This window comes from Paenibacillus sp. 2TAB26, from assembly GCF_052115145.1.
Lineage (GTDB): Bacteria > Bacillota > Bacilli > Paenibacillales > Paenibacillaceae > Pristimantibacillus.
The window spans coordinates 21938-41632 of sequence record NZ_JBFRGC010000037.1 but is presented as its reverse complement, the minus strand read 5'-3'; the positions used below and the strand labels follow the sequence as shown (position 1 = coordinate 41632).

Here is a 19695-nt window from a genome sequence, read left to right as displayed (position 1 = left end):
AATGATAGGGAAATTGGAATTGAAAATTTTCATCGATTCTGATTTTTTTGATATATGATTCAAGATTGTTGTACAAAGGATGGGGCTAATGGATATGAATTGTGGCAGCTCAAAACTTAACAGATCGCAATGTTCAAGTAGCAATTGTTCCTGCTCCGGCTCTTTAAGCTGCGACGGGACGCGTAAGAAAGGCATAACTGGCGCGACGGGGGCGACAGGTGAAACAGGGGCGACAGGAGCAACGGGAGTAACAGGGGCGACGGGGACGGTAGGAGCAACCGGAGCTACAGGTGCTACGGGAGTAAGAGTAACGGGTGCAACGGGAGCAACCGGTGCTACAGGAGCGACGGGAGTAGGAGTAACGGGAGCAACCGGAGCTACAGGTGCGACAGGAGCGACGGGAGTAGGAGTGACGGGTGTAACTGGTGCAACGGGCACGACAGGAGCAACGGGAGTAGGAGTGACGGGTGCAACAGGAGTAACCGGAGCTACAGGAGCGACGGGAGTGGGAGTGACAGGAGCAACTGGGGCTACCGGCGCTACAGGAGCGACGGGAGTGGGAGTAACGGGTGCAACGGGAGCAACCGGAGCTACAGGTGCGACGGGAGTAGGAGTGACGGGTGCAACTGGGGCGACAGGAGCTACGGGAGTAGGAGTGACCGGAGCAACCGGGGCAACCGGGGCAACCGGCGCTACAGGAGCTACGGGAGTGGGAGTGACCGGAGCAACTGGGGCAACCGGCGCTACAGGAGCGACAGGGGTAGGAGTGACGGGTGCAACAGGGGCAACCGGTACGACAGGAGCAACAGGAGTAGGAGTAACGGGTGCAACTGGGGCTACAGGCACGACAGGAGCGACGGGAGTAGGAGTGACAGGAGCAACCGGGGCAACCGGAGCTACAGGAGCAACGGGAGTGGGAGTGACAGGAGCAACCGGCGCTACAGGAGCAACGGGAGTGGGAGTGACAGGAGCAACCGGGGCAACCGGAGCTACAGGAGCGACGGGAGTGGGAGTGACGGGTGCAACAGGAGCAACCGGCGCTACAGGAGCGACGGGAGTGGGAGTGACAGGAGCAACCGGCGCTACAGGAGCGACGGGAGTAGGAGTGACAGGAGCAACCGGGGCAACCGGAGCTACAGGAGCAACGGGAGTAGGAGTGACAGGAGCTACGGGTGCAACAGGAACAACCGGTACGACAGGAGCCACAGGAGCTACTGGCCCGAACTTTGCTGCTGAAGGGTTTTCGGCATATTTGTCTACTCTTACTTTATCAGCAACAGGTCAGCTTATTAACTGGTCTGTAGCGAATCCTTATTATGGAAATGCGAATTTCAATGCCGCAACAGGCAATTACACGATACCGGTCACTGGTAGATATTCTATTTTAGCAACAGTAAATTATATAACCACTGCAGCTATTGGCGTAAGCCTCGGAGCTGGAGTAAACCCTTTCTTTCTAGTTCAAAGAACATCGCCTACTACAACAAGTTTGGTTACTGGATTATTACCTATTTTGAATGTTAATATTGCATTGCTTCTAACCTTAAGAGCTGTACTTGGTAATGGAACAGTAACTTTGGCAGGTGAGGTTACGCTCTCCGCTGGAGATGTTATTGGGCTTTACTACAATGCGAACGGTCTGACAATATCACTTAATATAGGCGGCGGTTCTACAAATGGTGTAGTTTGGTCTATGCACGAACTTACGTAATATTCAATCATTCATTTCGTTAATGGAGGTCAAATCTACTAGGCATATGACTTCTTTTGGAATAAATTCAGATAATGTATAACCATGTGCCGGAAAGATACATTTAATATAAGTATGAACTGGAATATGGTTTTTTTGAAAGAGGGGGGAATATGCTGAAAAGGAGATTCTGTTCAAAGAAAAAGCCCTTATTTGAATCAATGAATGTTCTCATGGTGAAACCCTCTTTTATTCAAATAAATAAGCAAAAATCAAAATATATAATAAAGAAAAAATGCTGTAAAAAAAGAGCCCGAAGGAAGAGATGTTTCCCGATATTTCCGTGTCCTCCTAAGCGATGTCACAGGCCAAGACCGAGACCATGTCCAAGGCCTAGGCCGTGTCCTTGCCCGGATTCACCTTGCGTTGATCCTGCGACTATGCTGGTCGAAAAAGAATGCTGTGGAAATATATTACTTCAAGGTAATCTAACGGGACTTCAAATATGGGAAACAGATATTGAAGCAAAAGTTAAGGTGGCGCAAATTACTATATACTCGAGTCCATCGAGCACAGATCCTTTGGAAGTAGAAATTGTTGGTACAGAAACTAAACTAATGATTGTACCACCTGGTAATACGGTTAATTTTATTGGTGAAGGCATTAAATCTGTAAAAGTTTCTGCAAAAGGTAATGAGTTACTTTATATTGAAGGAAAATATGTAATTTCAACTACGATTGGTCTGCATTCAAACCCCATTCCATTAAATGAACAATAATAAAGGGTGGTTCTTCAATAAATGAAGAACCACCCTTTATTATTAAGTTATAAGATTAAAGACTATAACGGACAGTAATACAAAACTCCCCTTGTGCTGCTGCCGTCGTAGTTAAGGAAATGGTATTAAATCGTGCTACCGTAAATGATGCACTGCCTCCAACAGGAATAACTATGGTTTGAATAGCTGCTACGATTCCTGTTCTGAAGAAGTTTACTGTTAATGGTGCTGTACCGGTTTCATATTTAACATATCCTGTACCATTGATGGTTTGTGATATATTGTCCGAATAAATGATTTGGGTCCCAGCTGCAGCTAATTGCCAATTTGAGCACACTTTATCTTGCACAATGACTTTATCTGAGCAACAACTAAGTGTAGAATTTGTTTCACACATATTCCTTTATCCCTCCACTCATTATTTTATTGGACAGGGTAACGGGTAGTTATGCAGAACTCCCCTTGATAGGTACCTGGTGAAGCTGCTGGAAGCGTTATTTGAATGGCACTGAAGCGCCTATACGTAAAAGCAAGACTCGTTCCGGGAGAGAGTGTAAATGGAGCAGCATTGATTGGATTTCCCGTGCTGTCGAGAAAATCAAATGTAATATCATCTGGACCGATGTCGTATTGCAAATACCCGGTACCGACAATATTTTGATTAATATTATTTGTGAAGACGACAACTAGGACATCAGCAGCGACAACGGTGCCACTCCATGGTGTACATACTTTATCTTGTACAAAGTTTTTATCAGCACAACAAGTTAAAGCAGTTGCAGAATTATTACAACCCATACCTAAATCCCTCCTATTTATAATTTCTAACTATTTAATGCAGGCATTAACCTGCCCGCTTGGACATCTGCCTGAGGTGAGAAATATCTTTTAAACAAGACGACATACGATCATGCAATTTCTATGGGTAATAGACTAGAGAGAGAAGAAGAACCATACAAAATGAAGATCGAAGGGATTTGTCATTGGAGAAACATAATTAGAGCCTAGCATTTTCAGAAGAATGCAGGAGCATAAATAAGCAAACATCCAATAATGCCAACTTACTTTTGCATATACTGATGTTGCAGTGCCTTGCTTTTTACATTATGTAAAAGAAGGGGGTCCAAAACCCTCGAAAAACACAAAAAAGCCCTATCATGACAGGCTTTCATTTGGTTTTTCATGATTATTATCTTAAATGAAAATTAAGTGTAAACTTTTTTAAATGACTAGTTTTTTACTAATCTTGAGACCAGTTTGTGAGTTTGTTGAGTTGAATTGTGATTGTGAGAAATATATGTAGCTGGCTTTCCACGTTTGAGGGGAGTCTTTTTTTGATTAATTTTGTTTCGACATAGTTTGAGACAAATTATATGCCAAATTGTATAATTATTGGAAAGTTAGGAAGGTTTGGTGAAATGGTTATTTCATAGGGAGGAGAAATGTTTTGAATGATGTAAATACATATAAAGGGTGCTGAGGAGCTTGAGTGAAGGTGACGATGTTGTAGTTATAGGAGGCCATAGGACGGCTTCTATATTGGTTATCAATTAGATGGGCATAAATTCTGGGAATTAACTGGTGTCTCTTTTTCGACTGAAGTATCTTCGTTAGAAGTCCGTAAATACAAAAGCAGGACATTTGCATCATGCCATATTGCCGATAAGTAGGCTGCTATAAGTTAAAATGAAAAACATCCGAGTTTGTTAACCTGTTGATTTTCTTTTTTGAAGAGGTAAGGTGCAGGAGTGCCTGACGTGTAAGTATAAGTATAAGGATAGTAAGTATCCGTTTTGTTGTGATTAGTTTGATTAGAAAGGCAAGGAAAGGTTAAGTTCAAAGGGAGAGGTTCGAGATGAAAAAAGAAGAAGTTTGTCCCGAATGTGGAGGAACCAACTTTGGGAAAGGTAAGTCGCACGGTGAAGCCAGAGTATACCCTATGAAAAAAATGCTAACTTTAGGATCAGATGTTACTCATGTAATTTGTATGAAGTGTGGATATATTTTAAAAAGTTTTGTTATTGAGCCACATAAATTTGAGGATAAATAAAGTGAATATCGACATTTGCGAATATAATAAAACAAGTGTTTCATCGAAAACTCAACATGAAAGGAAATTATTGATGTAAGCAGGAGTTACGATAGATCATTGGGTCAATTTTCTCCCAATCATATAATGCAGATAGATAACTTCATTTGGACTTCAGTCGGGAGAGGTACATATCACGGTTTCATTTTAGGGAGATGAGGAGATGAAAATCAATAAGAAGTATAATTATTGGGTATTTTATTTTGACGAATCAAATGATGATGATAGGCAGCGTGTTGCTGCGATTTGGGATGGAGAATGGCATGGTATAGAATTGCTGGATAAGTCTGATACCGAATTGAAGGAATATCTAATAGAAGTAATTGATGATTACAATGTATACACAGGTGAAAAAATCAATAGAAATTTGATTGAACATGCTATAAATGAGATAAAGAAAATTAAAGAAGAGTTGAATTTTTTAGGGTAATGAAAACTCTGTTTCATGTGGCTCCCAACATGCAACAAGAGCCGACAGTGCAGATTGATTCACTTATCAACTTGTGATCGCATTTGTGATTTCACCCCTCAACCACTGCATAAATAAGCAAACATCCAACACTGCAAACTTACTTTTGCATATACTGATGTTGCAGTGCATTGCCTTTTACATTATGTAAAAGAAGGGGGTGGATCCTATATGATGCGGATGGTTCCTTTCACACTGGAGAATGGAGAAACCGTTCTTGGCGTTGAAGTGAAGTTGCCCAAAACAACTTTGCTCGCTATCATGACGGACAAAGGATATATTATGTGCGGTGCGCTTGATGTTTCTCTGCTTAATGAGCGACTCAAAGACCGGGAAATTATAGCTGGCAGAGCTGTTGGAGTAAAAACGTTGGAAGAGTTGATGGAAGCCCCTTTGGAATCCGTTACTTTAACAGCAGAGACAAAGGGTGTTGTAGTAGGCATGAAGGGCTCGGAAGCGCTCCAATTGATGCTTTAACCAAAAGAAAACAAAGAGCCCCAATCAAGCTGTACGCGTGAATGCCGCGAACAACAGATTAGGGCTTTTATTCTCTAATGATTATTCAAAAAGTTTGCGAAGATTAACATCGTATGGCGCTTGGACGATGCCTTTTTCAGTAATAATGGCTGTTACATATTCATTAGGCGTTACGTCGAAGGCCGGATTGTATACTTTAATGCCCTGAGGGGCTGTACGCTTGCCGAAGCCTTCTGTAATTTCTTCCGCATTGCGCTCTTCAATTGGAATTTCAGAACCAGTCGGCGTATTCAAATCAATTGTGGAAAGAGGACTCGCTACATAAAAAGGAATGCCGTGAGCTTTAGCGAGTACAGCTACGCTGTACGTTCCGATTTTGTTAGCTACATCACCGTTTGCAGCAACGCGGTCAGTACCTACGATAACCGCATCTACCCAGCCCTTAGCCATAATCATACCAGCCATGTTGTCGCAAATAAGCGTAACATCGACGCCTGCCTGCTGTAATTCAAATGCAGTTAACCGAGCGCCTTGAAGGACAGGACGCGTCTCGTCAGCATATACACGCAGTGTAATACCGCGTTCCAAGGCTAAGTAGAAGGGTGCAAGAGCTGTGCCGTATTTAGCCGTAGCCAAGCCGCCAGCATTACAGTGTGTCAATACACCCATATCATCTTTAAACAATGATAGTGCATGTTCACCGATCATTCTGTTTGTTTCTTCATCTTCGCTTTGAATCGCGATTGCTTCCGTTAGCAAAGCGGCTTTGCTTTCCTCAAGCGACAAGCCTTTCTCGATGTAAGAAGCGGCAGCTGCTTTCATGCGATCAAGTGCCCAGAACAAGTTAACAGCGGTTGGTCTTGAAGTCGCAAGATATTCTGCTTGCTTGACGACTTGCGCGAGCCATGCCTCAGTGGTTTGCTCATCTCGGCTGCCTAGAACGACTCCGTAAGCTGCTGAAATGCCGATGGCTGGAGCTCCGCGTACTTTTAAGTGGCGAATCGCTTCCCATACATCCTCTGCAGTCGTTAAAGGCAAATAAACGATTTCTTCTGGCAAAAGCCGTTGGTCAAGTAAATCAAGCCTGTCTTCGGTCCAGATAACCGATTGCAAGCCAGCATAATTATTTGTTGTCATGGTGTCATTTCCTCTCTGTGTTCAATCATTTATTTGCAAGTGATAAGGCAACGTCGATAACTTCCTCAATGGATTGCGTATTGCGGTTGTTGCGAATCAGCGATGTTCCAATAGCAAGAGCGAGGCGCTGAGCTTTCTCTTTAGCAGCTGCATCAGGGATACGATCTACATCGATTACATGAGACAAACCAACGATTCGGCGTACGATTTTGCAGCCTGCAAAACCAACAGCGTCCTGCAGCAAACGATTCATATAGTAATCTTGATAGCCTGGTGTTGAAGAAGCAATACGATCAAGACCATGCTCATCCCATAATGCACGGAATTTTTGATCGAATAGATTCCACACATCACGCACCGAATCGGTCAAATAACGACGGAAGTCATTTCTCGTTTTTGTATCCGTGCTCCAATGCTCTTGCCCTGCAAAGTTGAGAAGCAAATTCGCAATAACAGCACCAATGTCGAAGCCAATTGGACCATAATAAGCGAATTCAGGATCGATGACCTTTGTAGATTCAGGCGTTACGAAAACACTGCCCGTATGAAGATCGCCATGCAAGAGCGCTTGTGCATTTGTTAAAAATTTGTCACGCAGAATCGCTACTTCAAAATGAAGCTGTGAATCCTGCCAGAGCGCCTCAGCAGCATCTTGAATAGCTGGATCAAAGCTGTTGTTAGGCGAATTCGTATAAGGATCGTCGAATATAAGATCCTCTGTTATTTTACATAACTCAGGATTAATAAAAGCTTTTACGCGCTGCTTCTTTTCCTGCTGGTTCATGCCAAGATCAGAGGTGAAAAATAAAGTCCGCGCCATAAATGTTGAAATATCGTCCGCGAATTTAGGATAACGTGTTCCGCCAATCAACCCTTGACGCATAATAATATGATCGCTGAGATCCTCCATTATGGTGAGATAGAGCTCTGGGTCATATTTATAAACGTTTGGAACAAGTCCAGGAGCAAGCTCGCCTTCCAAAATAAGCTTATCACTTTCAATACGTGCACGATCGAGTGTAAGCGGCCAAGACTCACCAACAACTTTAGCATAAGGAAGCGCCTGTTTCATAATAAGGCTCTTGCCGCTGCTAGAATCAACGATGTGGAAAACCAAGTTTAAATTACCGTCCCCAATTTCTCGGCTGGTTAAACTTGCTCCCTCTGGGAAATAACCGTCAAGCGAAAGAGCTATTTGAATGGCTTCTTGTTCTGATAATGGATGATATGCAGACACGGCTGTCCACCTCCGGTTTATAGTAGTTGGGCAGCAATGCCCAGTATTCATCTCAACATAGTATAATGTATATTATTTCGCCTTGGAATACCCTCATTTGATATAATGTTATCAATTATAGACAAGTTGGATGGAGGAAGTATAGTGACTGCACAAAAAGAACAACAGTCGATCGCTTTGAAAGAGTGGGCTGTCAGTGTAAAAGCGCTCGCAGAGGGGCAGCAAATTATCGTTATGCGTAAAGGCGGAATCATTGAAGAAACGCGAGATTTTCAGCTTATTAGCCCTAGCTTTTATTTAATGCCTGCTTACGAGCACCAGAAGAAACATCTTCTAAAGGAGCAATATGTTGACGGTTTGGATGAAACGTTAGCGAATTGGTCGATAGACATGGAAACGATTAAGCTAGAAGCTTACGCTGAGGTCGTTGAAGATATTGAAGTAACGGATCAAGAAACACTCGATCGTTTACGCGATTTACATATATGGACAGATACGTTTGCAGAGGAAAGATTGCGCTGGAAAAAAACCAAGCCGCTGCATGTTTTATTGCTCCGTGTTTACCGATTGGAGACGCCTTTGGAAATTTCGATGAGGCCTGCTTATAATGGATGCAAATCTTGGGTAAGAATGGAAGATGAAATACCATCTCCAAAAATGTTGCCTGTACTGGATGAAGAAACATTTCTGTCAGAAGTTCAAAAAATTAAAAATGCATTGGCATAAAAGATTTATTTTGATCAAAGGATCTTACGAGGAAAACCCATCTAATTGCCGATTAAAGGTGAAATAGGAGAAATATAAGCCGAAATCAACCTTTAGCTTTTCGTTTTATATCTACAATAAAAAGACATTATCAATGAATCAAAGACATCTCACATTGATTTATAACAAAAACTATATTAAAATGATTATTGAGAATCATTGAGAATCACTCTATAATAGAAAGTCTATTATTTATAGAAGTGACTGAGCGAATTAAACCAACCTTGGAGGGATCAGCATATTATGTCTACTCATTTTGTCATTGATGGTCTGAAAGCGGCTATCGACGGAAAAGAGATTTTGAAAGGTATTAACCTAGAAATTAAAGGTGGAGAAATTCACGCGATCATGGGCCCGAACGGTACCGGTAAATCTACACTGGCATCCGCTTTGATGGGACATCCTAAATATGAAGTAACAGAAGGAACGGCAGTACTAGATGGCGCTGACATCCTTGAAATGGGTGTTGATGAGCGCGCACTTGCTGGTTTGTTTCTTGCAATGCAATATCCAAGTGAAATTCCAGGCGTAACAAACTCTGACTTTCTACGCAGTGCGCTAAATGCACGTCTTGGCGAAGGCAATGAAATCTCGTTGATTAAATTCATTCGCAAAATGGAAAGCAAAATGAAAGAGCTTGAAATGAATGCTGAATTCGCTCATCGTTACCTTAACGAAGGTTTCTCAGGCGGCGAGAAAAAACGTAACGAAATTTTGCAAATGATGCTTCTTGATCCAAAAATCGTTGTTCTTGATGAGATCGATTCAGGTCTTGACATAGATGCACTTCGTATCGTATCACAAGGCGTAAATGCTATGCGTTCGGAAGATCGCGGTTTCCTTATCATTACTCACTATCAGCGTTTGCTTAACTATATTACTCCAGACTATGTACATGTTATGATGCAAGGCCGTATCGTTAAATCGGGTGGTCCTGAGCTGGCTGAGCGTTTGGAAAACGAAGGTTATGATTGGGTAAAAGAAGAGCTTGGAATCGAAGATGAAACGGTCGGTCAGGCTTAAGCAGAGAAGGGGGCAAAACGGATGAGTACACAACTATCAACGCAGGCCAACCGTCAAGCTGCTGAAGCGCTGGCACGTAGTAAAGGCGAGCCGAACTGGCTTGTTGAACTGCGCGGAGAAGCGGCAGACCTTGCCGGAACACTCGGATGGCCTAAGCCGGAGAAGGTTCGTATTGAACGGTGGAATTTGACAGCACTAGGAAACTACGAGCAACCGACAACGGTTGGAGCAATTAGCGAACTTCCACAAGCTGTTCGTGAATTGATCACAGAAGGAACTGAAAATTTGCTTGTTCAACGTAATTCCGGCATCGTATGGAATCAGTTTTCAAACGAATTGGCTAGCAAAGGCGTTATTTTCACAGATTTGGAGACGGCATGCAAAGAGCATGGCGACCTCGTTCAAAAATATTTGTTCCAAGCAGTAGCGAAGGACGAAGATAAGCTTACAGCACTTCATGCAGCACTTTGGAACGGCGGCGTATTCGTTTACGTTCCTAAAGATGTTGAAGTTGAGCTGCCGCTACAAGCGATTTTCTACAATGATAATGCTGAAGCGACATTTGCTCCGCATATCTTGATCGTAGCGGACAATAATAGCCGAGTGACATATGTGGATTGTGTTGTATCCGAACCGGGAGCAAACAGTGCTCCTTTCGTACATCCATCTGTTGTTGAAGTGTTCGTGAAGCCAGGCGCTCATGTTCGTTTCAGCTCCATTCACCATATGGCTGAGACTGGCGTGGATATGTCAATCCGTCGTTCGGTTATTGAAAATGACGGCCAAATGGAATGGATTATCGGTGATTTGAATGACGGAAATACGTTGTCAGACACGAAATCCATGTTGAAGGGCACAGGCTCTACTTCTGATGCAAAAGTTATCAGCGTAGGCAAAAACGCTCAACAAAACAGCTTGACGACGCAAGCCGTTCACTTCGGCAAAAGCTCCGACAGCAACATGGTAACACGTGCAGTAATGAAGGATTCCGCTTCAGCGATCATTAACGGAATTACAAAAATCGAGAAGGGTGCGACGAAAGCGAACGGTGTACAAACCGAGAAGGTGCTCATGCTGAGCCCTAAAGCGCGCGGCGATGCCAATCCGATTTTGCTTATAGATGAAGATGATGTAACAGCAGGCCACGCAGCAAGCGTGGGGCAAGTAAACCCTGAGCAGGTATATTACCTAATGTCTCGCGGTATATCTAAGCAAGACGCTGAACGTCTAATTATTTACGGCTTTTTGGCTCCAGTCGTATCGGAAATTCCAGTCGAGGCGGTACGCGGTCAGCTTCAGCGTTTGCTCGAAAGGAAGCTAGAGGGATGAATATAAATGCGATTCGGGAGCAGTTCCCGATATTGCATCAAGAAATAAACGGGCACCCGCTCGTTTATCTGGACAGCGCGGCATCTTCGCAGAAGCCGCGCTCCGTCATTGATGCGGTTAATCGGTACTATGAGCTGGATAACGCGAACGTTCATCGCGGTGTGCATACACTTGGTTCCAGGGCGACTGATGCCTATGAGGGAGCGCGCGAGAAGGTAGCGAAGTTTCTGAATGCGGGAGCACCGGAGCAAATTATTTTCACACGCGGTACTACAACAGCACTAAACTTGGTTGCTTCAAGCTATGCACGCAGTGTATGCGGTGAAGGTGATGAAATTGTCATCACACCGATGGAGCATCACAGTAATTTAATTCCGTGGCAGCAGGCTGCTAAGGCCACTGGCGCAACGTTGAAATATATCCCGATGCAGCCCGATGGTACCATTTCTCTTGAGGATATTGAGAAAACGATCACTCCACAGACGAAGGTGGTTTCCATCACTTACGTCTCGAACGTGCTCGGTCTCATAAATCCGATTAAAGAAATTACCCGAATTGCGCATCGTAACGGTGCCATTATGGTCGTGGATGGTGCTCAGAGCACACCGCATATGAAGATCGATCTCCAAGATTTGGATGTTGATTTTTATGCTTTTTCTGGTCATAAAATGTGTGGTCCTACCGGCATCGGCGCATTATATGGCAAGAAGGCACTGCTTAACAAGATGGAGCCGATTGAGTATGGCGGCGAGATGATTGATTTTGTTGATCTTTATGAGTCTACGTGGAAAGAGATTCCGTACCGCTTTGAAGGCGGCACTCCCATTATTGCGGGTGCGGTTGGACTCGGTGCTGCAATTGACTTCCTACAAGAAATTGGACTAGATGAAATTGATCAGCATGAGAGACGTTTAGCCACATATGCTTACGAGAAGCTATCTTCGCTGGAAGGCATCACATTGTACGGTCCGAAGCAAAATCGTGTAGGACTCATCACATTCAACTTGGATGATGTACATCCGCATGATGTTGCGACCGTGCTTGATTCCAAAGGCATTGCGATTCGTGCAGGCCATCACTGCTGCCAGCCGCTAATGCGTTGGTTGAATGTATCGGCAACGGCAAGAGCAAGCTTTTATTTATATAATACTGAAGATGAAATTGACCGCTTAGCCGATGCCTTACTACAAACAAAGGAGTTCTTCGGTCATGCAATTGGATGATTTATATCGCAGAGTCATTATGGATCATTATAAAAACCCTCGAAATCGCGGTACCTTGGATGAAGAATCAGTTACCATCAACCTGAATAACCCTACCTGTGGGGATCGTATTTCGCTACAGCTGCAGGTCGTAGACGGCCAAGTTGCCAATGCGAAGTTCAGTGGAGAAGGCTGTTCTATCAGCATGAGCTCTGCATCGATGATGACAGAGGCGATAAAAGGAAAAACATTTGATGAGGCGCTTGCCATGGCTGAGAAATTCTCAGCTCTAATGAAAGGCGAACCGGTTGAATTTGATGAATATGAGGAATTGGATGCACTTTCTGGTGTAAACAAATTTCCTGCAAGAATTAAGTGTGCGACACTAGCGTGGAACGCCTTACGCAAAGGGATCGAGCAGCAAGAATCACATTAAACTAGATTTATGAGGAGCGTGAATGACCATGGCTAAATCAATGCCGGAAATGGAAGATTATAAGTATGGTTTCCGTGACGAGCACAAAGCCGTATTCGAATCAGGCAAAGGTTTAACGGAAGAAATCGTACGTACGATTTCGGATATTAAAGGTGAGCCGGAGTGGATGCTGGATTTCCGCTTGAAATCACTGGAGCAATTTTTCAAAATGCCGATGCCTAAATGGGGCGGCAACATGGATGAGCTTGATTTTGACGACATCCAATATTATGTTCGTGCTTCAGACAAGCAAGGGAAAACATGGGAGGAAGTTCCTTCCGAAATTAAAGAAACATTCGACAAGCTGGGTATTCCAGAAGCTGAGCAAAAGTTTCTAGCTGGCGTATCGGCTCAATATGAGTCCGAGGTCGTTTATCACAGCATGCAAGAGGATCTTGAGAAGCAAGGCGTTATCTTCACAGATACAGATACTGCGCTTCGTGAGTATCCTGAGCTTATGAAAGAATATTTCGGAACGATTATTCCTCCGAATGACAATAAATTTGCTGCTTTGAACAGTGCGGTATGGTCAGGCGGAAGCTTTATCTACGTACCAAAAGGCGTAAAATGCGAAGTGCCTTTGCAGGCATACTTCCGTATTAACTCCGAGAACATGGGTCAATTTGAGCGTACGCTTATTATTGCCGATGAAGACAGCTCCGTTCACTATGTAGAAGGCTGTACAGCACCAGTTTACAGCACAAACTCTTTGCACAGTGCGGTAGTTGAAATCTTGGTTAAGAAAAATGCACGCGTTCGTTACACAACAATCCAAAACTGGGCACCGAATATCTACAACCTGGTAACTAAACGTGCGGTAGCTGATGAGAATGCAACGATGGAATGGGTAGATGGAAACATCGGCTCTAAGCTGACGATGAAGTACCCAGCTGTTGTCCTTCGCGGTCGCGGCGCAAAAGGTATGGTATTGTCCATTGCCGTTGCCGGCAAAGGCCAGCATCAGGATGCAGGGGCAAAAATGACTCACCTTGCACCAGATACGAGCTCGACAATTATTTCCAAATCAATTAGTAAGCACGGCGGTAAAGTAACATACCGTGGTCTTGCATCCTTCGGACGCAACTCTGACGGCGCGAAAGCTAATATCAAATGTGATACGCTTATTCTCGATAACGAATCAACGTCAGATACGATTCCTTATAACGAGATCTTGAACGATAACATCACACTTGAGCATGAAGCAACAGTGTCGAAGGTTTCTGAGGATCAACTGTTCTACCTCATGAGCCGTGGTCTGAGCGAAGCGGAAGCAACGCAAATGATCGTAATGGGCTTCATCGAGCCGTTCACGAAAGAACTGCCGATGGAATATGCGGTAGAGATGAACCGTTTGATCAAGTTTGAGATGGAAGGTTCAATCGGTTAATAAAAACGTAGGCGTATCAAGGGCTAAACGGTTTCAAAATATCGTATGATACCGTTTTGATACCGTTTAGTCAAATACGCTACTACTTTGAATTTCTATTTGCTAGTAAATCGGTGAATCCGTAGATTTTTTCTACGGATTCTTTTTTTTATTTCTTTAAGCAATTTCTGCAATAAATCGGGGAAACGGAAATCAAAAATGATTATAAATGAACAGTAAAAAAAATGACATCGAAAAATCCTCGACTGGCTAGGTCGAGGAGATAACTAATACAGACTGTATAGAAATAACCCTATGATTCAAAGATTAAACAGGTTTACCTGTCAGACTGTTTTCAAACATATCAATTATAACGAGGAAATGTTCTGCTTCTCGGAATACATGATCCGCCAATAACGGATGAATGATACTTTTTATACGGCAGGCTTCAATAAGGTCTCGAGCTGAACTTTTAAAGTCACGAAGCGATTTAACTGACACTCTATTTTGATCAAGAAATTGGTCAAGTAGCGGAACAGTTTGCGATTGAGGTCGCATAGACTCTAAGTCCCTTGCTTGAAATAGTAACGTGTCAAATTCTTCACTGAAGTTATTCGCTTGTTCCACTAACTGTCGCTCTGAAGGATCAAGCAAGTGACTAATGAATTTGGCGTGGTCTGCCATGATTCTTAGAAAGAAAACATTCTCGTCGATAATAGCATCAGGCAGTGGCTGTAACTGACCTAAATTTAATTCCGACAAACGATTTCTGAAATAATTAGCTTCTCTGCTCACATGATCAACTAACAATGGGAAGTTGTTTGCACCTGGAAGTTTGCAAGTCAGAATTAAACCGAGCACTTTTCTTTTGAAAGCCCAAATGTAAGAAACAGCAGTATAAACTTCTTCATTGAATCTTTTAATTACGGTAGGATCTGTTTCAATTGTATAAGCATTAGATTTATTTTCGATTGATTCAAAAACGGCATAGAAATGATTTGCTTCATTAATTAGTTGTGTATCTTCACATCGGAAACCCAATTTAAGAAAAAGAGAATGCTCTTTCATAATACGAGACCAAAACCTAACTTCCTCTAGAGAACGAGCTACAAATGACTGATCTAACAATGGCGAAATCCTCCCTTGATACATTATCTTTAAGAGTACTGTATGAAAGGAAGGTTTGTTCTATTCCCTTCCTAGTATTCTAAGTAGCTTCATTTAGTCATAGTCGAAATGGAAGGTTCAATCGGTTAACGATAGAGCCAATAGGAAAAAGGGGCTGTCCCAAAGTAGAATTTTCTACTTTAGGGCAGCCCCGTTTCCATGTTCATCGTATCCGTCTATTTTTCGAGTAGAAGCTTTACTGCTTTCTCGAAATAGCTGCTAAGCTTAGCGGTTTCTTCCATGTTGCCATGAGCCCAATAAAAGATCATCGCGTTGTTTAACTTATAAATACGAGGGTAAAGCATATTAATCAATTCGGTTTGTTTTTGAAAATCCTTTAGACCCTCTTCAAGCTGCTGCTTCGAATTAAAAATGTAGATGGAAAGCTGCTCTAGGCGAGTAGAGTCCGTTTCATTGTTTAAAGGACTAACCGTATATCTGCTAGGCTTAATACCATCCAAAATCCATTCCTTATCTGGACGGATCGGAGTCAAAAGCAGCTGCTGATTGTATAATTCTTCTTCGATTAGATTTAAATAAAGGGAAGATGCCACAACTTCTGGCTCAATAATTTGAACGGTAATTGCAAATCGAATCGGTGGCAACGAGTCCAGCTGCATATTGGCTGCTCTTACTGCAATAGGCTGACTAATATTTAGCTTCAAATAAACTTCTTTGTCTATTTCATACCACGCTAGCTCGTGCTTTTGTTCTGCTTTCTCGATCCATTCATCCATCGTATTTTTCTCTTGTTTAGTCCAATTTGTTGCGATTAAAACACGATAAGAATTATTTTGATTGATTACTTTTTTGTCCATTACAAGTCCTTCGACCACTTTCTCTGGCTCTGACCAAGATAGTATTTCCCGAATCTTAATCGTGTTAGAAGGAGATAGCCTGAACATCGTATGCGAGTCATCTAAATTAACGATTGAATCTGTTTTATCATCACCGATCAAAAGATAATATTCAGAGCTGCCGATTATTACTTTATAAGTTGGAGCTGCCATTTTCACGATACCTTTTAATGGTTCAGCTTCTTCAAAAGTTTGTTTAAATACATCTACAAGGTCGGCTTCCGTTATGGTCTGATAGATGGTTTCAATAGCTGCCTTGCTGCCATCAGCATTTTTGAGGTTATAAATGACAACTTTTTCACGGACTCGATTCGGCTGTTCGTTCGGTTCAATGATTGTTAGCTCGCTTGGTTGAACAGTTGGTGTATTACTAATTGCTTCGGATTTGCATCCGGTCATCATTAAAGCAATAATGATTATTGCTAAAATGCTTCTCACTCCATCACCTCTAGTCTTAATTTGCATATTTGGTATCATTTACAATAACAACGATAAAATCATTGTATAAGTTGCGAACGTGGTTGATAAGAATAAGCGGCAGCATAAAAAAAACCCGCAATCGCAGATATGATCTGCAATTCGGGTTGTTTTTGAAACATTTAAATATAAACCTGCTGGATTTCATACTCACGCTCAATGGCCATATCGATGAATTCTTCACCAATTTGAATAAGCGGGCGGAAAAACTCGGTAGGGTGAGTCATGACAATAATTCCACTTTCTCCACCTACAAGCTCGATTCTTTTGCCTATGAAATTAGGCATCATATGTTTAATAAAGGTGTGGGTTGTATAGGGATCAAGCTCTTTGAAGCTCAGCTGATAAAGTTCCTTTAGTACAAAAAGCAAATCACGCTTCTGTTGATACACGCGCTGGGAAATCATCGCACTGTAAATATCGACTACAGCAATGATTTTGGATACGGGATGAATCTCATCACCCTTCAGACCTTGAGGATATCCAGTGCCATCATTTCGCTCATGATGTTGAAGTGCTCCAATGGCTACAAATGGTTCATCCAGAGAGTCTAAAATAATTTCATGTCCGTATAAGGTGTGTCTCTTCACTTCTTCGTACTCTTCATCAGTCAGCTTCCCAGGCTTATTTAAAATGCTCTCTTCAATTCGGCATTTTCCGATATCATGGAGGAAGCCGGCATTGCCGATACGAACAGCTTCTTCATTGGAGTACCCGACCCAAGTAGCGAGATAATACGACAACATACCGACCTGCACGGAATGCTGATACGTATAATCGTCTTTAGAATTGAGTAATAGCAGCATAGATACAACATCGCGTTCCATTTGGAGGTTGCTCAGTAGAGGCTGGAAGATGGACGTTACTTCCTCGACATCCACTTTTCCTTGCTGATTCGCTTTCGTGAATAATCCCTCAAAGCTTTTGACAGCGTTTTCGTAAAGGGGCTGAACGGTAGGAAGCCACTTGGGATTTATAGTAGATTCAAGTGTACGACCTTCCGTTTCTTCGCTTACTCTTTCATCTATATCAATATAGTCCATTTGATGTTGAAATAATCTTGATATATCTTGGTTATTGAGTACTGTTCCTTTGGAGAGTACATGAAGTCCGTAATTGTTGAAAGTGTCATTGCTTAAACGGTCTCCATTAATTAATTCTGTAACATGAACTCTCATCGAGACACCTCATTGGTAGTAGTAGAAAAGATATACCTACAATAGTAGCAATGATTGATCGGATTGGCAATATGAGGGTATTATAATAGCGACTAATTACCTAATAATTCAGCATAAAGCGACCTTGCTTTTGATAATTGATCTGTGCCTTGGACGATGGCTCGGCCATCCTGGAACAGGACTAAGGTCAAATCAGCCTCAAGTTCAATTCGCAGTAAAAAACGATTGCGTGTTATTGTGCCAACCGGCTTTAAGCGTTCAGCTAACTCTTCCAAGTTCAGTAGAGCATCTTGACTCGGTGTAATTTGCACAGAATGGCGACCGCATAGAGCAGCAGCTGATCCCGACATTTGGTCTTCCAAAAATGCGAACTGCCTATTTCCGCAGCAGTCGCAATGGCTTCGCTTCGATTTGGCCACAGAAATAGGAAGCCAAGCATGATTCCAAAGGTCAACTTGAAATAAGGTGCCGTGAAGTGCGTTCTTGTTGCCTGAGAGCAGCTTAATGGCTTCCGTTGCTTGAAGAGAGCCGATGATGTCAACGACTGGAGAGATGACACCTGCCGTTTCACAAGTATCGGTCGTTCCAGGCGGAGGCGGTTCATTGAACAAGCATCGGTAGCAGGGGGATTCGCCTGGTATAATCGTCATTGTCATGCCCGATGCGCCGACGGCTCCGCCATAAATCCAAGGAATGCTGTACTTCACGCTATAATCATTAATTAAATATCGAACAGAGAAGTTGTCACTGCCATCAACAATAAGATCAACATCAGTGAGTAATTCCTCCGCATTCATTGCCGTTAAATCAGCAACTATCGGATCAATGAAGACAGAGCTGTTCATGGCTCGCAAATGCGCAGCAGCGGCCTCTGCTTTGGGAAGCAGCGATAATACATCTTCTTCGGTATACAGCATTTGCCGCTGTAAATTACTCCATTCAATAATGTCCCGGTCTATAATACGCACATATCCAACGCCGGATCTGACCAAATGCTGGGCGATGACAGAACCAAGCGCACCCATGCCAACGACCGCTGCGCGACTGCCGTTAAGCAGCTGTTGTCCTTTCTCTCCAACGGGTGAGAAGCGGACTTGTCTCGCATAACGAGCTGATCCCACGCCCGATATTTCAGGTGCAGCGTTATTTTGTGTGATTGGTTTGTTCATTTTTGCTAATCTCCTTAAAAGCATCGTGAAGCCATGTTCGACATGCCTAGTTGTAATTCTAAAAGTCCTTTAATTGTTCAGTAGGATTCCACGGGCCAAGCTGATGCCCTTTCCATTCTGATCCGTCCTCCCAAATTTCTTTCTTCCATATAGGGACGATTTGTTTAAGACGTTCAATGGCGTAGCGGCTTGCCTCATAACAGCTGTCACGATGGGGGGATGACACCGCGATAACGACGCTTGTCTCAGCGAGGCCAACAACGCCAATTCTATGGCTGATGGCACATAAGGCGCCTTGCCAGCGCTCGGCAATTTCATTGCCAATTTGCTGCATCGTTGCAATGGCCATCGGTGCATAGGCTTCATATTCAAGCCGTACCGTACGCTGCCCATGTGTCCATTCACGCGTTGTTCCTACAAATGCAATAGAGGCACCATTTTCCGGTACGATAACTTTTGCAAGCACAGCATCGGAGCTAATGACATCGTTTGTTACGATATAGCGCTCTATAGGCTCCTTGGCAAGCTCTTGTTTCTCTTCTCCTCCGGATACTGGCGGAAGCAGGGCTAGCTCGTCAGAGGCGTGTATGATCGTATCCTCGGCGGCGTAAACGTGGTTGCATGCGATAAAAGCTATCTGTATTAATGCTTGATGATCTGGGTATTCGTCAGAAATGACGGCCTTCAGATCGGCTACGCTCATTTTCTCCAAATCCGATTGCAGCTGTATGGAAGGGGCCCCAATTCGCTCGGGAAGCCCTGCAAATAATTTAATAATCCAGTCATATTTCATGGTATAAAACCTCTCA

The 19695-nt window shown here is 43.1% G+C and carries 20 protein-coding genes; 11 read left to right on the top strand and 9 right to left on the bottom strand.

Features of this window, described 5'->3' with window-relative positions:
• Nucleotides 1-88 precede the first annotated feature (88 nt).
• Both AB4Z50_RS31130 and AB4Z50_RS31125 read left to right on the top strand, forming a co-directional pair.
• Entirely contained in the window at nt 89-1711 is a 1623-nt protein-coding gene (locus tag AB4Z50_RS31130; RefSeq protein WP_441885461.1) for a hypothetical protein, read from the top strand.
• 419 nt (nt 1712-2130) lie between these two features.
• Nucleotides 2131-2469, top strand: a complete 339-nt coding sequence (locus tag AB4Z50_RS31125; protein ID WP_441885459.1) for an S-Ena type endospore appendage — start codon at nt 2131-2133, stop codon at nt 2467-2469.
• Nucleotides 2470-2524: 55 nt separating this feature from the next.
• Here AB4Z50_RS31125 and AB4Z50_RS31120 read toward each other — a convergent pair whose 3' ends face one another.
• Nucleotides 2525-2866, bottom strand: coding sequence for a DUF3992 domain-containing protein (locus AB4Z50_RS31120; RefSeq protein WP_076270281.1), 342 nt, complete (start codon nt 2864-2866; stop codon nt 2525-2527).
• Between the two features lie 26 nt (nt 2867-2892).
• The gene (locus tag AB4Z50_RS31115) at nt 2893-3267 is read right to left on the bottom strand and encodes a DUF3992 domain-containing protein (RefSeq protein WP_441885457.1); all 375 of its coding nucleotides are present in this window, start codon (nt 3265-3267) and stop codon (nt 2893-2895) included.
• A gap of 1057 nt (nt 3268-4324) precedes the next feature.
• Here AB4Z50_RS31115 and AB4Z50_RS31110 point away from each other — a divergent pair.
• The 3 genes from AB4Z50_RS31110 (at nt 4325) to AB4Z50_RS31100 (ending at nt 5504) form a co-directional block, all read left to right on the top strand.
• Nucleotides 4325-4519 carry a transcription initiation factor TFIIIB gene (locus AB4Z50_RS31110; RefSeq protein ID WP_441885455.1) on the top strand — a complete coding sequence of 65 codons (195 nt, stop codon included), beginning with the start codon at nt 4325-4327 and terminating at the stop codon, nt 4517-4519.
• A gap of 202 nt (nt 4520-4721) precedes the next feature.
• A complete protein-coding gene (locus tag AB4Z50_RS31105) occupies nt 4722-4988 on the top strand; it encodes a hypothetical protein (RefSeq protein WP_441885453.1) in 267 nt (88 codons plus the stop codon).
• A 210-nt stretch (nt 4989-5198) separates the two neighbouring features.
• Entirely contained in the window at nt 5199-5504 is a 306-nt protein-coding gene (locus AB4Z50_RS31100; RefSeq protein ID WP_076270277.1) for a YunC family protein, read from the top strand.
• Nucleotides 5505-5585: 81 nt separating this feature from the next.
• Here the strand turns inward: AB4Z50_RS31100 and mtnA are convergent, their stop codons facing one another.
• Nucleotides 5586-6641 carry an S-methyl-5-thioribose-1-phosphate isomerase gene (gene mtnA / locus AB4Z50_RS31095; protein ID WP_076270276.1) on the bottom strand — a complete coding sequence of 352 codons (1056 nt, stop codon included), beginning with the start codon at nt 6639-6641 and terminating at the stop codon, nt 5586-5588.
• Nucleotides 6642-6666: 25 nt separating this feature from the next.
• A complete protein-coding gene (gene mtnK / locus AB4Z50_RS31090; protein WP_441885451.1) occupies nt 6667-7878 on the bottom strand; it encodes an S-methyl-5-thioribose kinase in 1212 nt (403 codons plus the stop codon).
• Between the two features lie 144 nt (nt 7879-8022).
• On the opposite strand from mtnK, the gene AB4Z50_RS31085 reads away from it, so the two are divergent.
• The 6 genes from AB4Z50_RS31085 to sufB all read left to right on the top strand — a co-directional run bounded on the left by AB4Z50_RS31085 (nt 8023) and on the right by sufB (nt 14059).
• Nucleotides 8023-8604, top strand: a complete 582-nt coding sequence (locus tag AB4Z50_RS31085) for a DUF1802 family protein (protein ID WP_441885449.1) — start codon at nt 8023-8025, stop codon at nt 8602-8604.
• A 282-nt stretch (nt 8605-8886) separates the two neighbouring features.
• Nucleotides 8887-9666: a Fe-S cluster assembly ATPase SufC gene (gene sufC, locus AB4Z50_RS31080; RefSeq protein ID WP_076270273.1), complete on the top strand. Its 780-nt coding sequence runs from the start codon at nt 8887-8889 to the stop codon at nt 9664-9666.
• A gap of 21 nt (nt 9667-9687) precedes the next feature.
• Nucleotides 9688-10995: a Fe-S cluster assembly protein SufD gene (sufD, locus tag AB4Z50_RS31075; protein ID WP_441885447.1), complete on the top strand. Its 1308-nt coding sequence runs from the start codon at nt 9688-9690 to the stop codon at nt 10993-10995.
• Complete coding sequence (locus tag AB4Z50_RS31070; RefSeq protein ID WP_441885445.1) at nt 10992-12218, top strand: cysteine desulfurase; 1227 nt, start codon at nt 10992-10994, stop codon at nt 12216-12218. The genes sufD and AB4Z50_RS31070 overlap by 4 nt, the downstream gene beginning before the upstream one ends.
• Entirely contained in the window at nt 12205-12633 is a 429-nt protein-coding gene (gene sufU, locus AB4Z50_RS31065; RefSeq protein ID WP_076270270.1) for a Fe-S cluster assembly sulfur transfer protein SufU, read from the top strand. Before AB4Z50_RS31070 ends, sufU begins: the two co-directional genes overlap by 14 nt.
• A gap of 28 nt (nt 12634-12661) precedes the next feature.
• Entirely contained in the window at nt 12662-14059 is a 1398-nt protein-coding gene (gene sufB / locus AB4Z50_RS31060; RefSeq protein ID WP_076270269.1) for a Fe-S cluster assembly protein SufB, read from the top strand.
• Between the two features lie 306 nt (nt 14060-14365).
• Here sufB and AB4Z50_RS31055 read toward each other — a convergent pair whose 3' ends face one another.
• From AB4Z50_RS31055 to AB4Z50_RS31035, 5 genes are all read right to left on the bottom strand, one after another.
• Nucleotides 14366-15166: a DUF2935 domain-containing protein gene (locus AB4Z50_RS31055; RefSeq protein WP_441885443.1), complete on the bottom strand. Its 801-nt coding sequence runs from the start codon at nt 15164-15166 to the stop codon at nt 14366-14368.
• A 215-nt stretch (nt 15167-15381) separates the two neighbouring features.
• On the bottom strand, nt 15382-16500 hold the full coding sequence (locus AB4Z50_RS31050) for a hypothetical protein (RefSeq protein WP_441885441.1): 1119 nt from the start codon (nt 16498-16500) through the stop codon (nt 15382-15384).
• Nucleotides 16501-16661: 161 nt separating this feature from the next.
• Nucleotides 16662-17717 carry an HD-GYP domain-containing protein gene (locus AB4Z50_RS31045; RefSeq protein ID WP_430063499.1) on the bottom strand — a complete coding sequence of 352 codons (1056 nt, stop codon included), beginning with the start codon at nt 17715-17717 and terminating at the stop codon, nt 16662-16664.
• 92 nt (nt 17718-17809) lie between these two features.
• A complete protein-coding gene (locus AB4Z50_RS31040; protein WP_441885438.1) occupies nt 17810-18886 on the bottom strand; it encodes a ThiF family adenylyltransferase in 1077 nt (358 codons plus the stop codon).
• A 58-nt stretch (nt 18887-18944) separates the two neighbouring features.
• Entirely contained in the window at nt 18945-19679 is a 735-nt protein-coding gene (locus AB4Z50_RS31035) for a molybdenum cofactor biosynthesis protein (RefSeq protein WP_441885436.1), read from the bottom strand.
• Nucleotides 19680-19695: the final 16 nt, after the last annotated feature.